Source organism: Streptomyces sp. NPDC001980 (assembly GCF_040296885.1).
Taxonomy (GTDB): domain Bacteria; phylum Actinomycetota; class Actinomycetes; order Streptomycetales; family Streptomycetaceae; genus Streptomyces.
On the sequence record NZ_JBEOYD010000048.1, the window covers coordinates 60,901 to 75,959 of the forward strand.

Sequence of the window (15,059 nt, forward strand, 5' to 3'; positions counted from 1 at the left end):
GGCCCCCTTCCATGGTCCGTCCGGCGCCCCACCACCGGCTGGCCCGGCGGCCGGCCGACCCCGCCTTCCTCGCCCCGACCGCCCCGACCGCCGCCCCGGCCGCCCCGACCGCCGCACTGGCCGCCCCGACCGCCGCACTCTCGGCCGGCGTGGGCTTCCTCCCCGTCTCGGGTCGGGCGGCCGGGCTCGGCACGGTCGCCACAGGCGCCACCGTGTCGGTGCTCGCCGCGTGTGCGGCCGTCGTGCAGCCCCGTGCGGGTCGCGCGCTGGATGAGGGACGCCTCTCCACCCGCTCCGGCCTCACCGCCGGACTGCTGCTGACGGCCGCCGGACTGGGCTGCGCCATGCAGCCCGGCCTCACCGGCATCCTGACCGGCGCCGCCCTGACCGGCGCCGGAGTCGGTCTGATCACCCCGCTCGGGTTCGCTGCCCTTGCCGCGGCGACGCCCGCCGAACGCCTGGGCCAGACCATGGGCGCCGCCGAACTCGGGCGCGGACTCGGTGCCGCGGGCGGCCCGTTGCCCGCCGCCGCCGTCGCCACGGCCACCACCCTCACCCATGGGTTCGCGGCCCTGGCCGTACTGACCGCCGCCGGTCCGGTCATCCAAGGCGTACGCCGTCGTCCTGGCAGGTGATGCCGAGGGTGACTGCGGCACCCGGTGGGCGCTCGCGGCGCATGCGACGCCGTCGTGGAAGGCGGCGACCACGGCAGGCAAAGCGGCGGGCGGTGGTGCCGGCCCGTTCCCATGGCACTGTGACCACCGCGTGGTCACCGCTCTTGCCGTCGTGCGGGTGCTGTACCCGCCCGCGGGGCCCCGGTGGAGTCCTGAGGCCACCCGGGGCTGCCCGTGCCCGGGGCCCTGCATGCGTGCTCGTCTCTGGCTGAGTGAGTCTCCGTGATCCAGTATTGTGCGCGAAACGAATAGAGAATGAGGTATAGGCGGTAAGGTTGGCGTCATGGCTATGGGTCTGGAGGAGCGGGTGAGGTCGGCGGTGGCGGCGCTCCTGTACGCGACCGGTGAATCGCAGTCCGCACTGGGCGCTGTCCTGGGGGTGAGCCAGGCACAGGTGAGCCGTCGTCAGCGCGGAACCGCGGCCTGGACTCTGGCGGACTGTGAGGCGGTCGCCGCGCACTACGGCATCGACGTCCTGGACCTTCTTGCGGGCCCCACCGAGGCCACCGAGGCGCTGCCCGCCCCACGCCGCCGCACCCGCGGCCATCGGACCGGGACCCGGCGTCCCACGGCTGTCGGGGAGGGGGCGTGATGACGGACTTCGATGCGATCGACGCACTCCTTGCCGGCGCCGGGAAGGAGGTCCCGCTGCCGATGGCCGAGGAGCGGCGCCTCCTGCGTGAAGAGCTGAACCTCTCGCGTGCCCAGCTCGCTCAGGTGCTGGGGGTGAGCCCTTCCACGGTCGGGGGCTGGGAGGCAGGGCGGGAGCCGAGCGGTGAGACGAGGGTGAAGTACGCGTACTTCCTCGAAGGGGCCAGGGCCAAACTGAGCGCCGGGACGGCCGGGCAAAGCTCCGCCGGCGAACCCGGGGACGAGGCTGTCGCGGATGCCGGGCCGGTGGTGGGCGCGGACGACGACGGCGACGTGCTCGCCACGCCCCAGCCGTGTGTGCTGTGCGGGCAGCCGGCCCGCCACCAGGTCGAGGGGTTTCCCCAGCACCTGGACCCGGCCGAGTGCGCGGCCGTGTCCCTGCCCGCGGCCGCGCAGCCGGTGCCCGCTCCGGCTGCTGGAGAGCGCGGTCGGGGCGGCGCCGGCGGGGCGTGGCAGGCCCCGCGCGGGCGGCAGGGGGTGAAGGTCGTGGCGGCCGGGCGCCGGGTGCGGCCCGCCGGCGCTCCGGACCCGCTCGCCGGGCGGATCATCTCGGCGGTCGCGGCCGCGCTCGCCGAGCACAGCGGGGACGCGGACGAAGCGACGCAGGCGTTGGTGAAGCGGGCGATCCCGGACGCGATGGCCCTGCTGGACCAGGCCCGCCTGGGCGGCCGTTACGACGTCGTCGCGCACCCGTGGCTGCCGGACGTGCTGCGCAAGCAGACCGCGAAGGGCGCGGACCAGGTCTGGGAGGCCCGCCCCAGGTGGACCAGGCCCGAACTCCCGGCCGGCGCCCACGAGGTGACCGCGCTGGACGTCAACGGGGCCTACTTGAGCGCGCTCAAGACGCATCTGCCGCTCGGCCAGCTGGAGCACTCCACCGACGGCCGGCACAATCCGCGCCGCGCCGGCGTGCACCTGATCACCCCGCCAGGCTGGGACCACGAGGCGGTGCTGCCCAGCCCGATCGGCCAGCGCGACGAACCCGGGCCGCTGTGGGTGACCGAGCCGACCCTGCGCCTGCTGCTTCGGATCTCCGGACCGAAGTACGGGCTGTGCGAGGCGCCCGTGATCCATGAGTCGTGGACGTCCGGGGCCACCGAGGGGCTGCTGGAGAAGTTCCGCGTCGCACTGAAGGACGCCCGGGACCGGGCGATCGCGGAGGACGACGACGTGACGGGGGAGTACGTCAAGGCGATGTACTCGAAGTTCGTCTCCACCATGGGCGAGTCGAACTACAACCGCGAGCTCTACCGCACCGACTGGATGCACCTCATCCGCTCGCAGGCGTTCGCGAACCTGTGGTGGAGGGCCCACCGGGCCTACGACCAGGGCCTGATGGTCGTCCGTGCCATGGGCACCGACGAACTGCACGTCATCGGCGACTGGCGCGCCGTCTTCCCCGAGGGCCGCGGCCTGACCGAGATGAAGCCCAAGGACGTCTACACCATCGGCGACGCCGGCCCCGCAGCTCCGGAAGAGGCCTGACATGCCTGAGCGCAACCTCGACTTCGGCCACTTCGGCGCCCGCGGCGTCAAGGGCCACGAGGCCGTCGCCCGCCAGCTCGACGCCCTCGCCGGGTACATCGCCACCCCCGTCACCGCCCCGCGCGGCCTGCTCGCCCGCCTGCACTACCTCACCCGCAGCGACCACGCCCGCACCGCCGCCCGGGCCGCGGGCCTCACCGTCACCGACCGCACCGTCCAGGCCTGGCTCGCCGGCACCCGCTCGCCCTCCCGCCGGAACCTGGAGCGGATCGAGCAGGCGTATCGCACCGTGCGGCGGGAGAACGTCGCCCGCTACCTGCTCGCCCGTCTCAACCGGGGCGGCCAGGGCACCCGGGTGGAGTTCCACCCGGTCAACCAGTCCCATGTCACCCAGCCGCACCAGCGCGTGGTCGCGTTCCGGACCATGAACGTGCGGCGGTGGGACCGGATCGTCGCCGCGTGGGCCGCCGCCGACGGCCAGGCCCTGGACGACGCGTGGATCGACAAGGTCGTCGACCTCGGCTCCCAGTGGGGCCAGTACGAGTACGTCACCGCCATCGGCTTCGCCGCCTGACCGACTGTGCAGGGTCGCAAATCCCGTGCCGTGCTCTCGGATCCGGTGTCAGGCGAGTGTCATCTGGTGAGAACTTGCAGGCCATGCGCGTGGAGTCGGAGGGGGCGGGGACATGACACCGGACGGGAGAGGAACCCCATGGGTGACGCGGTCTGAGAATTCTGCAATGGCCCTGGATGCGGAGCTGGCTGGTGGCATGGCGGGTGAGGGACTGCTGGTGCACCTGCTCCCAGGTGTCTGACCAGCAGTAACGCCCGCTTGGAAAAGATCTTGATCCGAGGTGACGGAAACCGGGGTGCTGCTCCGTCATCACTTGCAAGCCAGGGTTTCCGCCCCGGCCCATCGGACTCGGTGCCTTCTCTGGGACACGGGGCCCGAGCCGGTCTTACCGAGAAGGGGGCCGTCGATGGAGATCGGCGACCACTTCGAAGACCCGCGGGAGGACAGGAGGCCCTCAGTGCCTCCGTTCGCCGGCGAGTCCCCGGACCCGGAAGCCACGCCGGGCCTGAACTCTGCGCAGGAGAAAGCCACTTCTGCCACGGAGGCGATATCCCCGGAAGCCTGTGCTGACTTCGTTAAATACTGCGAAGAGTGCACGGACAGTTTCATCAGGGTCGCTCACCGGATTACTGGCAACCTTTGGGATGCGCAGGATGCGGTCCAGGACGTATTTCTGAGGTTCTGGAAAAATTGGCCCGATCCGGAATTCAGGATTCGCATTTTAGGTAACCGGGGCTATGCGTACAGGTCGGTCGCCCATGCGGCTATCGACGCGATCCGAAGCGGAAAGTCCCGGAAAGAACGAGAAGAAGAAGATGCCAGGAAAGTAATCGTCGGGACCGGCGAATACTCGCGCGTCGAGGACGATGACAGCTTTAACAGGATGCTTGATGTCCTGCAAACCTTGAATCCGACTTGGCGTCTGGTCATCCGCCTGCGCTACGCGCGGGAACTCAGGAGCGCAGAGGCAGCAGCGGTCCTCCGTATCTCGGAGGCAACTGTGCGCCGCTACGAGAAAAGGGCACTCAAGGCTCTTGGGGAAGCCTGCAAGAGGAACTGAGAGAAGGGAGGAAGCCATAGTGAACGTCGCAGAACAGCTCACCTTGGCACTCAACTCCCGATCTTCCTCAGGCGACCGACCCGACCCCGAGCAATTCCTTGACGAGTTCTTCTCGAAGATAGGGATTGCTCGGGGCACGGCAGCCTGCGGTGCAGCCAGTGACAGGGGCTGCCCGCAGCCGGCCGGGGCCGAGGAAGGCAACCAGGAGGCATGGCTTGTCCCTCCGGAACCGGAGGACCTCCTGGAGGAGTTGCGGGGCCTTCTCCCTGCAGCTGTGTCGGAAGAGGACCAGGAGAAGGGGAAGGGAGGTGTCTTAAGGAGGATTGCGGAGATCGTTGAGCAGGTAGACGACGAAACAACAGCATTCGTGTGGTGGCTCCACGCGGCACATGCTGGCGACGAAGTGGCCGTCGAGATCGTCGATGAACTTGCCCTCGATCCGTCTGCCGAACGACCCAGCGTTCTGCAGAGCATCCACCAGCTTCAGAACTCGATACGCTGAAAATCTCAGCACGGCAGTCCGGCTTGCGGCACTCGACTGGCCACAAGTCTGGACAGTGGAAAGAACACAGTGTTCAATCAGCGCTGCCCGAGGGCCTGGTTACTCCCATCAGGCAGTGAACCGATTGTTCGGGGGTACGTCGAACTCTGATCTCGGCTATCGGGGGCATGGCCTTCTAGGGGGAAGGCCGGATCTAGCCGGCCAACACGTTTGGAGATCGACGTAACACAGAGGGCCTGGACATCACGAGGGGTGGTGTCCAGGCCCTTCACTGTTTTTGACTCTGGTGAAAGATTTTCGCCCGCGGCTCCGTCCTCGTAGCGAGACTGAGGAGGAGCCCATGAGGTATCCGTCAAATAATTCCCTACGGGAGCGGAGGCGGTTTCGATGACCCTGCTTCTTGTCGTTGCTCTCGCACTCGCAGGCGGGGGTGTTTATATCGCCTACCGAAATCCACGAATGGGAGCAGCCATCCTGGTAGGGCTCGGCATTCTCACCGCGCTCTATCTTGTCTGGGAGAAAGACCCGAGCGTCTTGCAGACAGGCGTGCCGTCGGTGACGGCCCCGGCTGCGACACCGCCCGCCGGCCGACTGCAGATGCCGACCCTCATCACATCCTCGGTTCCCGCAAGGCCGACCACCGGTTAGTACTCCAGCTGCAGATCGTGATCTTGCTCGTAGTAGGACAGCCGCACTTTGAGATCTTTGGGGCTCTGGCATCCCGTGCCTGACAGCCCGGCATCGGATCCGCGGGGGCTGGCGCTATTGGGCGCTCGGAACGCGCAGGCCATCGAGAATGACGGCTAGCGGCCGGTCGTCGGGAGCGTACCGGCGAGCTTGAGAGGCGCCGGCGAGCAGCGCGATGACATCACTGACTCCGATGTCCGTGCGCACCGCCTCTGCCCGCTGCGCCTGCTGCAGTAGAGCGGACAGGGCTTCGGTCACCTCCTCGGCGACCGTCGCGACGGCCTCGTTCGGGTGGATGCCCAATTCGGCCAGTGCGTCCACGAGTTCGAGTTTGGTTGCCGAGCCACGGACGACGGAGGTGAAGAAGTCGAAGAAGGCCGCCCTTGCATCCGGCAATGCGGCATGTTCGCGGGCGTCGACGGCGATCCTGGCAAGGCGCTCCACGACAAGTGCCTGCAGCAACGCCTCCTTGCTCGGGAAATGCCGGAAAACGGTACCGACACCGACGCCGGCCGCGCGGGCAACCTCCTCGGTCGAGGCGGCCGTACCTCGCTCCGCGAAGACCTTCTCTGCCGCGGCCAGTACCCGCGCGCGGTTGCGCTGCGCGTCGGCGCGCAGGGGCCGGGCGGTGGTCATCGGCCACTCCTTGCAACCGGAGTGGTCAGTCCGTATCCTCTAATCGGAGTCACAAGTCCGATTCTAGGGTCAACGGATTCCACAGCAACGGGATGGAGGCCGGCATGTGGCAGGCGGTACTGCTCGCGTTCCTGGCCGGCATACTGGCCGCCAACGCGTATCCTCACTTCGCCAAGGGCATCGCGGCGGAACGGTTCCCGACCGTCTTCGGATCTTCCCCGGTGGTCAACGTGCTCGCCGGCTGGTCGGGCCTGGCGCTTGCCGGGCTATGTCTTTGGGGCGCGCATCCAGTGCGGCATCCCGGCTGGGCGCTGCTCGGCATGGCCGTCGGTGCGCTGCCGATGGGTCTGTTCCACGCCACCGGCCATACGATGGGCGCTCGCGACTGAACCCACCCCAGCCGCCAGGTCGGAACCGGCTCTTCGACGAAACCGTTGCCGGGCAAGCGATCGGGCGGGGTGTCGCGGCCGGGCATGGCGCGGCCACCGCATGATCATCAGGTGCTGTGCAGGGGCGGGTACGGAGACGGGTACGGTCACCGTTGATCATCGTGAGTTGTGTGGACAAACGACGAGACGGTGGCCGCAGGTCACAGCATAGATCCCGGCCGTTGGCGGGAAGCGTTCGAGGTGGCCATGGGCCGGATCGCGGGACGGTTCGTGCGGGTCGAACCCCGGCTGCGGGCCGGGCGGTTGGTGCTGGGCCTGCTGTCCGACCTCCCGCGCAAAAACTGCTGGACGATCGCGGAGCGGGCCGGGGAAGCGACTCCGCACGGCATGCAGCACCTTCTGTGCCGGGCCTCCTGGGACGCCGGCGCGGTCCGCGACGATGTGCGCGAGTACATCGTCGAGCACCTCCACGACAAGGCCGCGGTATCGGTTGTCGACGAGACCGGCGACCTGAAGAAGGGCACCCGCACCGTCGGAGTCCAGCGACAGTGCACCGGCACGGCCGGGCGGATCGGGAACTCCCAGGTCGCCGTCTATCTCGTCTATGCGGACCCGCGCGGACACGCGGCGGTCGACCGGGAGCTGTACATTCCACGCTCCTGGACGTCTGCCCCGGCCCGCTGCCAGGCCGCGGGACTCGGCGAGGACACCGTCTTCGCAACCAAGCCAGAACTGGCCCGCAGGATGATCGAACGGTTCCTGGACGCCGGACACCACGCGGGCTGGGTCACCGGGGACGAGGTCTACGGCGGCAACCCGAAGGTGCGCGGCGCCTTGGAGGAACGTGGCCTGGGCCATGTGCTCGCGGTGGGCTGCTCGGCCGAAGTGACCACCGGCGCCGGCACGTTCCGCGTCGATGCCCTGGCGAAGAAGGTGCCCAAGCGGGCCTGGCAGAGGCTCTCAGCCGGACGTGGCGCGAAGGGACAGCGGTTCTACGACTGGGCAGTCATCGACCTGGCGGAGGCGGCGCCAGGTCACCGTCAGCTACTGATCCGCCGCAACCGCACCACCGGTGAACTCGCTTACTACCGCTGCTACTCACCCGATCCCGTACCGCTGACTACCTTGGTGAAGGTCGCCGGATCCAGATGGCGGGCGGAGGAGACCTTCCAGAGCGAGAAAGGTCTGGCCGGCCTCGATGAGCACCAGGTCCGCCGCTACCCCTCCTGGATCCGCTGGGTCACCCTCTCGATGCTCGCCCACGCCTTCCTGGCCGTAGTCCGTGCCGACGAACACACCCGCCAGTCCACAGACGGCGGCCTGGTTCCGCTGTCCTGCAACGAGATCCAGCGCCTGTTCATCGCCGTCGTCGTCCAGCCTCTCCACGACGCGGCCCACCGGCTCAGCTGGTCAGACTGGCGCCGCCGCCATCAGGAGCGATCACGCACCAGCCATTACCGGCGACAAACCGCATCCCAGACATGAACAACACGATCTACAGCTGGAGTACTAGGCGTGAGTCTCGCACTCTGATCAGGCCTTCTGTAACACCTTTCAGGTTCCGGGCTCGTGGAAGGCGTCGATGCCGAGGCTGGGGCCGACGCCTGGGGGCATGCCGTCGTCTGTGCGGAAGGTGCTGGGTTCCGGGGGTGAGTGGGTGGGGTGTGTGGGTGGTCTGGTCTGGGGTGTTGTGGGTTTTCGCCTGGTTGGTGGATTTGATCCCTGTGTTCGGGATTGCTGAAGGTGGGGGCCGGTATCCAGGTGGGGTTTGGGTCGGGTCGTCGGTGGGGGTGGTGCGGGATGTTGCGTGTGGTCGCGGGGGAGGACCGCCGGGGGCTGGGGCCGGGTGGGCCGGGTGGGTTGGGGGGTTTGGAGGGGGAGTTGGTGGACCGGTTTGTGTTGGCGTCGGCGGCGGCGGGGTTGTCGGACCGGGTGTTGAGGGAGGACCGGGCGGTGTTGAGGGAGTTGGCGGTGGTGACGGGCTGCCGGTTGTGGGAGGTGAGGGACCGTGACGTGGATGGGTGGCTGGTGTGGCTGCGGGGGCGGGATCTGGCCGGGGAGACGGTGTACAGGCGGGCGGTGACGGTGGCCCGGTTCTACGAGTTCCTGACGGCGCGATATGCGCGGGAGGTGTGGGAGCGGACGGGTTGTGAGGTGGTGCAGCCGGTTGATGAGTTCAACCGGCCGCGTCGTCCGGTGGACGGAGTGATGCGTCTTCCTCCCTCGCCGGGCGAGATGGAGGCGTTGTTCGAGGGGTGGCGCCGGGAGTTGCCCGGGACGCGGAAGTACGGGCCGGCGGCCCGGAATGATGTGGCGGCGTCGTTGTGGCGGCGGGTGGGCTTGCGGGTGGGGGAGTCGGCGATGCTTCAGGTCGGTGACCGGTACCCGCACGGGGGTGCGCACGGGAAGCTGCACGTCCGGTATGGGAAGGGGAGCCGGGGGCGGGGTCCCAGGGCCCGGCTGGTTCCGGGGACCGACGGGGTGAACCGGCTGCTGGAGTGGTGGCTTGAGGAGGTCCGCCCCGGGTTCGGGGATGCGCCGCTGGATCCGCGGGCGCCGATGTTTCCCGGTGAACGCCCAGGTGGGGTGGGCGGGACGCGGTGCGCTGCGTGCGGGGCTGGCCCACGCCACCAAGCGGTTCCTGCCCGTGTGGTCGGGGCAGCTGACTCCGCATGTGCTGCGGCATTTCTGCGCGTCGTCGCTGTACGAGCGGGGGGTGGACCTCAAGGCGGTCCAGGAGCTGCTGGGGCATGCGCGGGTGGAGACGACGACTCGGTACGTGCATGTGCGCGCCGAGCATCTCGAGCGGGCGTGGGCGGCGGCCGGCGGCCGGGTCGCCGGGCGGCTGGGCCTGACGGGGGAGGGGTCTTGATGCGGTGGGAGCTGCGGGCGCGGGCGGTGGAGCGGGGTCTGCTGACGGCGGCCGGTCTCAGGCGCCGGCTCGCCGGGGCGGGTCTTGCCGTCAGCGCGGGCAAGATGTCCCACCTGTGGTCGGGCACGCCGGTCAGTGTGCGCCTGGACGACCTGGAGGTGATCTGCGCAGTGCTGGGCTGCGAACCCTCCGACCTCCTGGTCCGTGACCGTACCGGCCCCCTCCTGGCCCCGCGCGCCGCCGGTGAACCGTCTGCCGCCCATTCTGCGGCCGCCGGTTCCGGTCCGCGCCCGGTACCGGAACCAGTTTCGCCCGGGACTCCTACCGCCGCCGCCTCCGCCGCCGTAGACACAGGAGCCAGGCAGCCTCAACAGACGCGGCAGCCCGGGCGGGTGGGGCGGTGGCCGCACCGGCCGCTGCCGCCGCTGTGAGCCCGTCCGGCGGCGGGCCGCCGATGTGCAGGGGGTGCGGGCAGCGGCCGGTGGCCATGCCCGGGGTGGAGTTCTGTTTCCGCTGCTGGCCCGGCGGCCCCGTCACCGAACCGCCGTGCCTGCGCTGCGGCTCCCGCACCCTCTACTGGAGCCGGGGCCTGTGCGAGCGCTGCCACCACGGTGCGGCCACGCCCGTGCCCGCGCCTCTCGGTTCGTGCGGGAACTGTCTGGCCTGGGGCATCCTCCACCGGCAGACGAGGCTGTGCCGGCTCTGCAGCGTCTACTGGTGCCGCGTCCACACCGTCACCGGCGCCTGCCGCCAGTGCGGGCACACCGCGGTCCTCAACACGCAGGGAGCCTGCCGGCTGTGCTGCAGCCAGCCCGGCCCCGACCGCCCCGACCCCCAAACCCGGCTGCAGGGCCGCCCGCGGGAGGCGGCAGTCCATCCCTGCACCCAGTTGTTCCTCGCCGACCTTGCCGCTCTTCCCCGCGGCACCACGCCGGCCCCCGCACCCCTCCCGCCCCGGTGCCGCCGCCCTCCTTTGTCCAGCCCGCGCTCTTCCATATCCCCCGCACCTTCCGTCTGTGCGGGACGATCCGGGACCTCGGCCGCCACGCGGACCCTCAGCTGGCGGCATGGGCCGACCAGCTCACCCGCCGGCACGCCGCGCGCTGCGGCTGGAAGCCCGTGGTGACCCGCCGCGTACGGTTCGGCGTCCACGCCGCTCTTGCCCTCCTGAAGGCCCCGGGCGCCTACCTGGTCCCCGCCGACATCGCCCCCATGACCCAGCTCACCGACTCCGTCAGGCACATCACCACCGTCCTCAGACAGGCCGGCCTCCTCGAGGGCGACCGCATCCCCGCCGTGGTCACCTGGGTCCACAAGCGGATCGCCCCGCTGCCCGCCCCCATGGCCGAAGAGGTTCGCGCCTGGCTGACCACCATGAGCGAGGGCCGGACGGATCCGCCCCGCCGCCGCCCGCGCGCGGCAGGCACCATCCGAAACCACCTGTCCTGGGCCCTGCCCGCCCTGATCCAGTGGACCGCTGCGGGCAAGACGTCCCTGCGCGAGATCACCCCGCACGACGTCCGGACCGTCCGGCCTCCGGCAGGCGTTCACCCCACCCACATGCTCACGGGCCTGCGCTGCCTGTTCCGCATCCTCAAAGACCAGCACATCGTGTTCACCGACCCCACCCACGGCATGAAAGTCGGCGCCTACCCCGCGACCATCCCGCTCCCCCTGGACACCGCCCACATCCGCGACGCCCTCACCTCCACCGACCCCGCACAAGCCGCCCTGTGCGCCCTGATCGCCTTCCACGCCCTGACCCCCCGCCAGATCCAGCACCTCACCCTCACCGACTACGACACCGCCCCCCACCCCCGCCTCACCGTCGACGGCCGCACCATCTCCCTCACTCCGCCCGTCGCCGACCGCCTGGACACCTACCTCGTCCACCGCCACCAGAAGTGGCCTGTCACCGCCAACCCGCACCTGTTCATCAACCGCACCACCGCGATCACCACCACCGCGCAGGTCGACAACCTCTGGATCGGCAGCCGCCTCGGCCCTCGTCTCACCGCCCGCGCCCTGCGCGAGGACCTCCTCCTGCACGAAGCCCACGCCACCGGCGGCGACCTCAAACACCTCACCGACCTCTTCGGCCTCAGCACCAACAGCGCCCTGCGCTACACCAGCACCGTCACCCACCCCGGCCTGGACGCCCTGCAGCCGGACGCACCGCCCGGCGGCCGGCCGTAGCCAGGCCCCGACAGGGGGATCTGCGGGCGCTTCATCGGTCCCGCACCACCCCGTCAGAACCGAAAAAGCACCGCACGAGCCTCACGTATGGATCCGCCAGCATCACCCCGCCGACGGCTCCGCGTGCTGCTCCCGGCCCCCGGTCAGCCCGGGAATGCCCGCCCCTGGGCGGCGTTGCGAACAATGTGGTTGTGGAGGGGACAGTGTCCCCGGGCCTCACCTATTGCCCATGAGGACGATCGTTCGGCTGAAGCCTCATGGAGCCTTCGCCGCGTAGGCGACCGCCCTTCACGACCGCGTGCACGACCGTTGCCCGCCCCCGATTTCCCGGGGGCGGGCAACACCATGTCCGATTCTGCCGCTACCAGCGCATGTCGAGAGCATCGAGGTCCGCGCGGCGCGCAAGGCTCAGCTTCGTGGCGCGGCGGCGGGCGTTGTCGAGGAACGCTCCGAGTTTGACCTGCTCGCCATCGACGGCCTCCAGGTGCTTGCGGGGTACGGCGAGGTGGCCCTCCCGCTTGTGGAACTGGCGGGCCGCGGCGAGGTTCGCGGCCCACCGGGCGTCCTGCGACCGGAGTGCACCCGGCGTCGGCGCCTCGCCTTCGGCCGCGGGCTCGATCCCGATGGTCTCCAGGAGGTACTGCTGTGCGGGCATCAGCCGCTCCCACCCGGCCCGCTGCCCGGCGACCCACACGCCCAGGTCCTCGCCCTGCACGATCAGTTCACCCGCCACGGCTGTGAGGGCACCGCCAGCCTTCACGTGGGCGAGGGCGAGGCGGTAGCCGCGCTGCCAGCCGATCTCCCATGCCGGGCACCAGCCCGGATCCACATCGGCCAGAGCCTCCAGACGGCCCTCTGACAGCTCGCCCGTGTACGGGACACCCGTTTCCCCGGCCTGGCGCCGTGCGGCGTTCTCCGCGGCCTTCCTGGCCGCTGCGCGCTGGTTCTTGGCCCATACCCCGAGGGGGAAGTCGTCCCAGACCACGGAAGCGGCGGGCAGGAAGTGCCCGTGCGCCGCGGCGTAGGAGCGTGCCACGGCGAGGCCGGCCTCCCACGCGGATGCCTGCACCGACCACACCATCCCGAGCGCCTCCAGCTCGGCGACGCGGGAGGACTCCAGGGTCCCGGCGGTGTAGTAGCGCCGCTGGTCCGCGATCCACATCCCGAGCGGGTGCCCGCCGATGGCCGGCCAGTCCTCCGGCGTGACGTACGTGTACGGCACCCGCAGCTCGGTGCTGCCGGTCTCGCGCCGCCACCGGGTGGCTGCCTCGATCCCGCGCCTCCAGTACGCCGCCTCGGGATCGATCACCCGCAGCCGCACGAACGCTGACAGCGCAGCTGGGTCGCGTTCCTCACTGAACCGCAGCACCCCGGCCGCCGCCGCGCCGACACGGACGACCTCCTGCTCCTGGTCGTCGTCCTCGGCGCCGTAGCCGTCGTCCTGGTCGCGGTCGACGTCCTCGCCTGCCTCCGAACGGGCGTTGCGGACGCGGGGGTCGGCGAGCGCCTCGATCGTCTCTGCGTCGTGCGCCCGCAAGGCTCCGAGGATCTTCGCGAGGGTCCCGTACGAATCCGAGGTGAGCAGTTCGTTCGCGTCCTCGTCTTCACCGAGGAATACCGGAACGATCAGCGTAGCCAGTTTCCCAACTCCGGGACGCATCCGCAGGGCACGCCCGACCATCTGCACGATATCCACCATCGAGCCACGCGCGTCCGCGAACAGGACAGCGTCACACTCGGCGGTATCGACACCTTCACCCAGAACACGGACCGAGGAAAGCACCCGCAATTCCGCGCGCACATTCCGGCCCTTGAATTCCGGTGCTCCGAGGAAGTCGGAGGCGAATTCGTCCAGGACGCGGCGGCGGTGTGCGGGGGCGTGCTCGCCGTACAGCCAGTCCGCCCGCACCTGCTCGGCAGGCGGGAACGTGGCGGGGTCGTCCTCGGCGAGCCGGCCCGCGGTCACCGGCACCGCGGCCGCCATCGCCTCCGCCTCCCCGACCCGGCTGTGGAACGACAGCACCCGCCGGAACCGCTCCTGCACTGCCGCGCGCATGAGTCCGGTCTGCACGGCCGCCAGCCGGGCCCCGCGTACGGCGTCGGAGCCGGTCGCCTCGGTCGTCATCGCGGCGTACAGCTCCGGGTCACGGATGTCCAGGCACAGCACCTGATACGGCGCCACCAACCCCAACCGGATCGCCTCGGACAGCTTCAGCTTGTACGCCACCAGACCGAAGACCTCGGAGTCCTCGTCCATGGACGCCACCAGCCGCGGCCGCTCACCCTCCGCCTCCCACACCCGGGCGGTCGCCGTCATGTACAGCCGCCGCACGGCAGGGACTTGGGCCTGGTCGTGCACCGCGGCCCACGGCTTGCCCGCGTCCCCGCTGGTCCGGTGCGCCTCATCCACCACGACCAGGTCCCACACCGGCAGACCCGCCGCGTGCGCGCGCTGGAGGGTGCCCATGCCGAGCGACGCGTACGTCGCGAACACGGTGACCGCCTCGGGGCCGGCGGTCCACGCGATCAGCTCGTCCGGGTCGGTCGTGCAGGGCACGCCCTGGCTGTCCGGGCCCCGCAGGGAGCACACCCCGACCATCGCTCCGTGGCGGCCGCCCTGGCGCCAGGCGGCGGCCATCTGCAGCAGCAGGTCCAGCGTCGGCACCAAAACCAGCACGCGGCGAGCCGAAAGACGATTCGCCGACTCTACCCCGATCAGCGTCTTACCGGACCCGGTAGCGGCGATAACCTGAGTCCGCAGACCTCCGGGCGGGATTCCCATTCCAGGCTGTTCCGAGAGATTCCGCAGCACCGAATCCACTGCCTCAACCTGATGCGGACGAAGACTCGCGCGTGCCATTCTGGATCCATTTCCCGCACCATTTTCGACGCGCCCGAGGTGATTTGGTTTTTGAGGGGTACCTGGCCCCTCGGCTGGATGAGGTACTCAACCATCATCCCAGAATCTAGCCAGCTATCTAAAGTGACGCACGCCAGTGTTCTGTCATGGTGAGAAGTGGTGGATCCTGAGTTGTGACGCAGGGTCAGGCCGATTTCGGATTCGACACGGACAGGGGACGGAAGGGGGGACGACTCCTGACACCCCCTCAGCCGCACCCGACCTGACTCCTCGCCACCCACCCCTTTTCGCTGCCATTTTCTCGTACCGGGGTGCGGAGCGCCCCGGTACGGCAGGGATCCGCGGAGCGGATCCCGCTGCTGGGCCACGGAGTGGACCGGCAGCCCCGGAACGGAGTTCCGGGCATTCCACGCGGAGCGTGGAATTGGCGTTGCGTAGCGACGCCGCGTCGCGCTTGCGGAGCAAGCCGCGCG

At 69.9% G+C, this 15,059-nt stretch carries 13 protein-coding genes; 11 read left to right on the top strand and 2 right to left on the bottom strand.

What is annotated here, in order from left to right; translation table 11 throughout:
- Window positions 1–11 precede the first annotated feature (11 nt).
- The 6 genes from ABT137_RS43590 to ABT137_RS43615 all read left to right on the top strand — a co-directional run bounded on the left by ABT137_RS43590 (window position 12) and on the right by ABT137_RS43615 (window position 4,946).
- On the top strand, window positions 12–635 hold the full coding sequence (locus ABT137_RS43590) for an MFS transporter (protein ID WP_502984669.1): 624 nt from the start codon (window positions 12–14) through the stop codon (window positions 633–635).
- 322 nt (window positions 636–957) lie between these two features.
- Window positions 958–1,266 (top strand): helix-turn-helix domain-containing protein, encoded by a 309-nt coding sequence (locus tag ABT137_RS43595; RefSeq protein ID WP_351717923.1) that lies wholly within the window; start codon window positions 958–960, stop codon window positions 1,264–1,266.
- The gene (locus ABT137_RS43600) at window positions 1,266–2,810 is read left to right on the top strand and encodes a helix-turn-helix transcriptional regulator (protein ID WP_351717925.1); all 1,545 of its coding nucleotides are present in this window, start codon (window positions 1,266–1,268) and stop codon (window positions 2,808–2,810) included. Before ABT137_RS43595 ends, ABT137_RS43600 begins: the two co-directional genes overlap by 1 nt.
- A 1-nt stretch (window position 2,811) precedes the next feature.
- Complete coding sequence (locus ABT137_RS43605; RefSeq protein ID WP_351717926.1) at window positions 2,812–3,384, top strand: transcriptional regulator; 573 nt, start codon at window positions 2,812–2,814, stop codon at window positions 3,382–3,384.
- A gap of 406 nt (window positions 3,385–3,790) precedes the next feature.
- Window positions 3,791–4,444 (top strand): RNA polymerase sigma factor, encoded by a 654-nt coding sequence (locus ABT137_RS43610; RefSeq protein ID WP_351717928.1) that lies wholly within the window; start codon window positions 3,791–3,793, stop codon window positions 4,442–4,444.
- Between the two features lie 19 nt (window positions 4,445–4,463).
- Entirely contained in the window at window positions 4,464–4,946 is a 483-nt protein-coding gene (locus tag ABT137_RS43615; RefSeq protein ID WP_351717929.1) for a hypothetical protein, read from the top strand.
- A gap of 762 nt (window positions 4,947–5,708) precedes the next feature.
- Here the strand turns inward: ABT137_RS43615 and ABT137_RS43620 are convergent.
- Window positions 5,709–6,269, bottom strand: a complete 561-nt coding sequence (locus ABT137_RS43620; RefSeq protein WP_351717931.1) for a TetR/AcrR family transcriptional regulator — start codon at window positions 6,267–6,269, stop codon at window positions 5,709–5,711.
- 104 nt (window positions 6,270–6,373) lie between these two features.
- Between ABT137_RS43620 and ABT137_RS43625 the strand changes: the two genes are divergently transcribed.
- From ABT137_RS43625 to ABT137_RS43645, 5 genes are all read left to right on the top strand, one after another.
- Window positions 6,374–6,658: a hypothetical protein gene (locus ABT137_RS43625; protein WP_351717933.1), complete on the top strand. Its 285-nt coding sequence runs from the start codon at window positions 6,374–6,376 to the stop codon at window positions 6,656–6,658.
- A 246-nt stretch (window positions 6,659–6,904) separates the two neighbouring features.
- Entirely contained in the window at window positions 6,905–8,143 is a 1,239-nt protein-coding gene (locus ABT137_RS43630) for an IS701 family transposase (protein WP_351717935.1), read from the top strand.
- A gap of 1,021 nt (window positions 8,144–9,164) precedes the next feature.
- On the top strand, window positions 9,165–9,530 hold the full coding sequence (locus ABT137_RS43635) for a tyrosine-type recombinase/integrase (protein ID WP_351717937.1): 366 nt from the start codon (window positions 9,165–9,167) through the stop codon (window positions 9,528–9,530).
- A complete protein-coding gene (locus tag ABT137_RS43640) occupies window positions 9,530–9,961 on the top strand; it encodes a helix-turn-helix domain-containing protein (RefSeq protein WP_351717939.1) in 432 nt (143 codons plus the stop codon). The genes ABT137_RS43635 and ABT137_RS43640 overlap by 1 nt, the downstream gene beginning before the upstream one ends.
- A 526-nt stretch (window positions 9,962–10,487) precedes the next feature.
- On the top strand, window positions 10,488–11,726 hold the full coding sequence (locus ABT137_RS43645) for a site-specific integrase (RefSeq protein ID WP_351717941.1): 1,239 nt from the start codon (window positions 10,488–10,490) through the stop codon (window positions 11,724–11,726).
- 361 nt (window positions 11,727–12,087) lie between these two features.
- On the opposite strand, the gene ABT137_RS43650 is transcribed toward ABT137_RS43645, so the two are convergent.
- Window positions 12,088–14,586 carry a DEAD/DEAH box helicase gene (locus ABT137_RS43650; protein ID WP_351717942.1) on the bottom strand — a complete coding sequence of 833 codons (2,499 nt, stop codon included), beginning with the start codon at window positions 14,584–14,586 and terminating at the stop codon, window positions 12,088–12,090.
- Window positions 14,587–15,059: the final 473 nt, after the last annotated feature.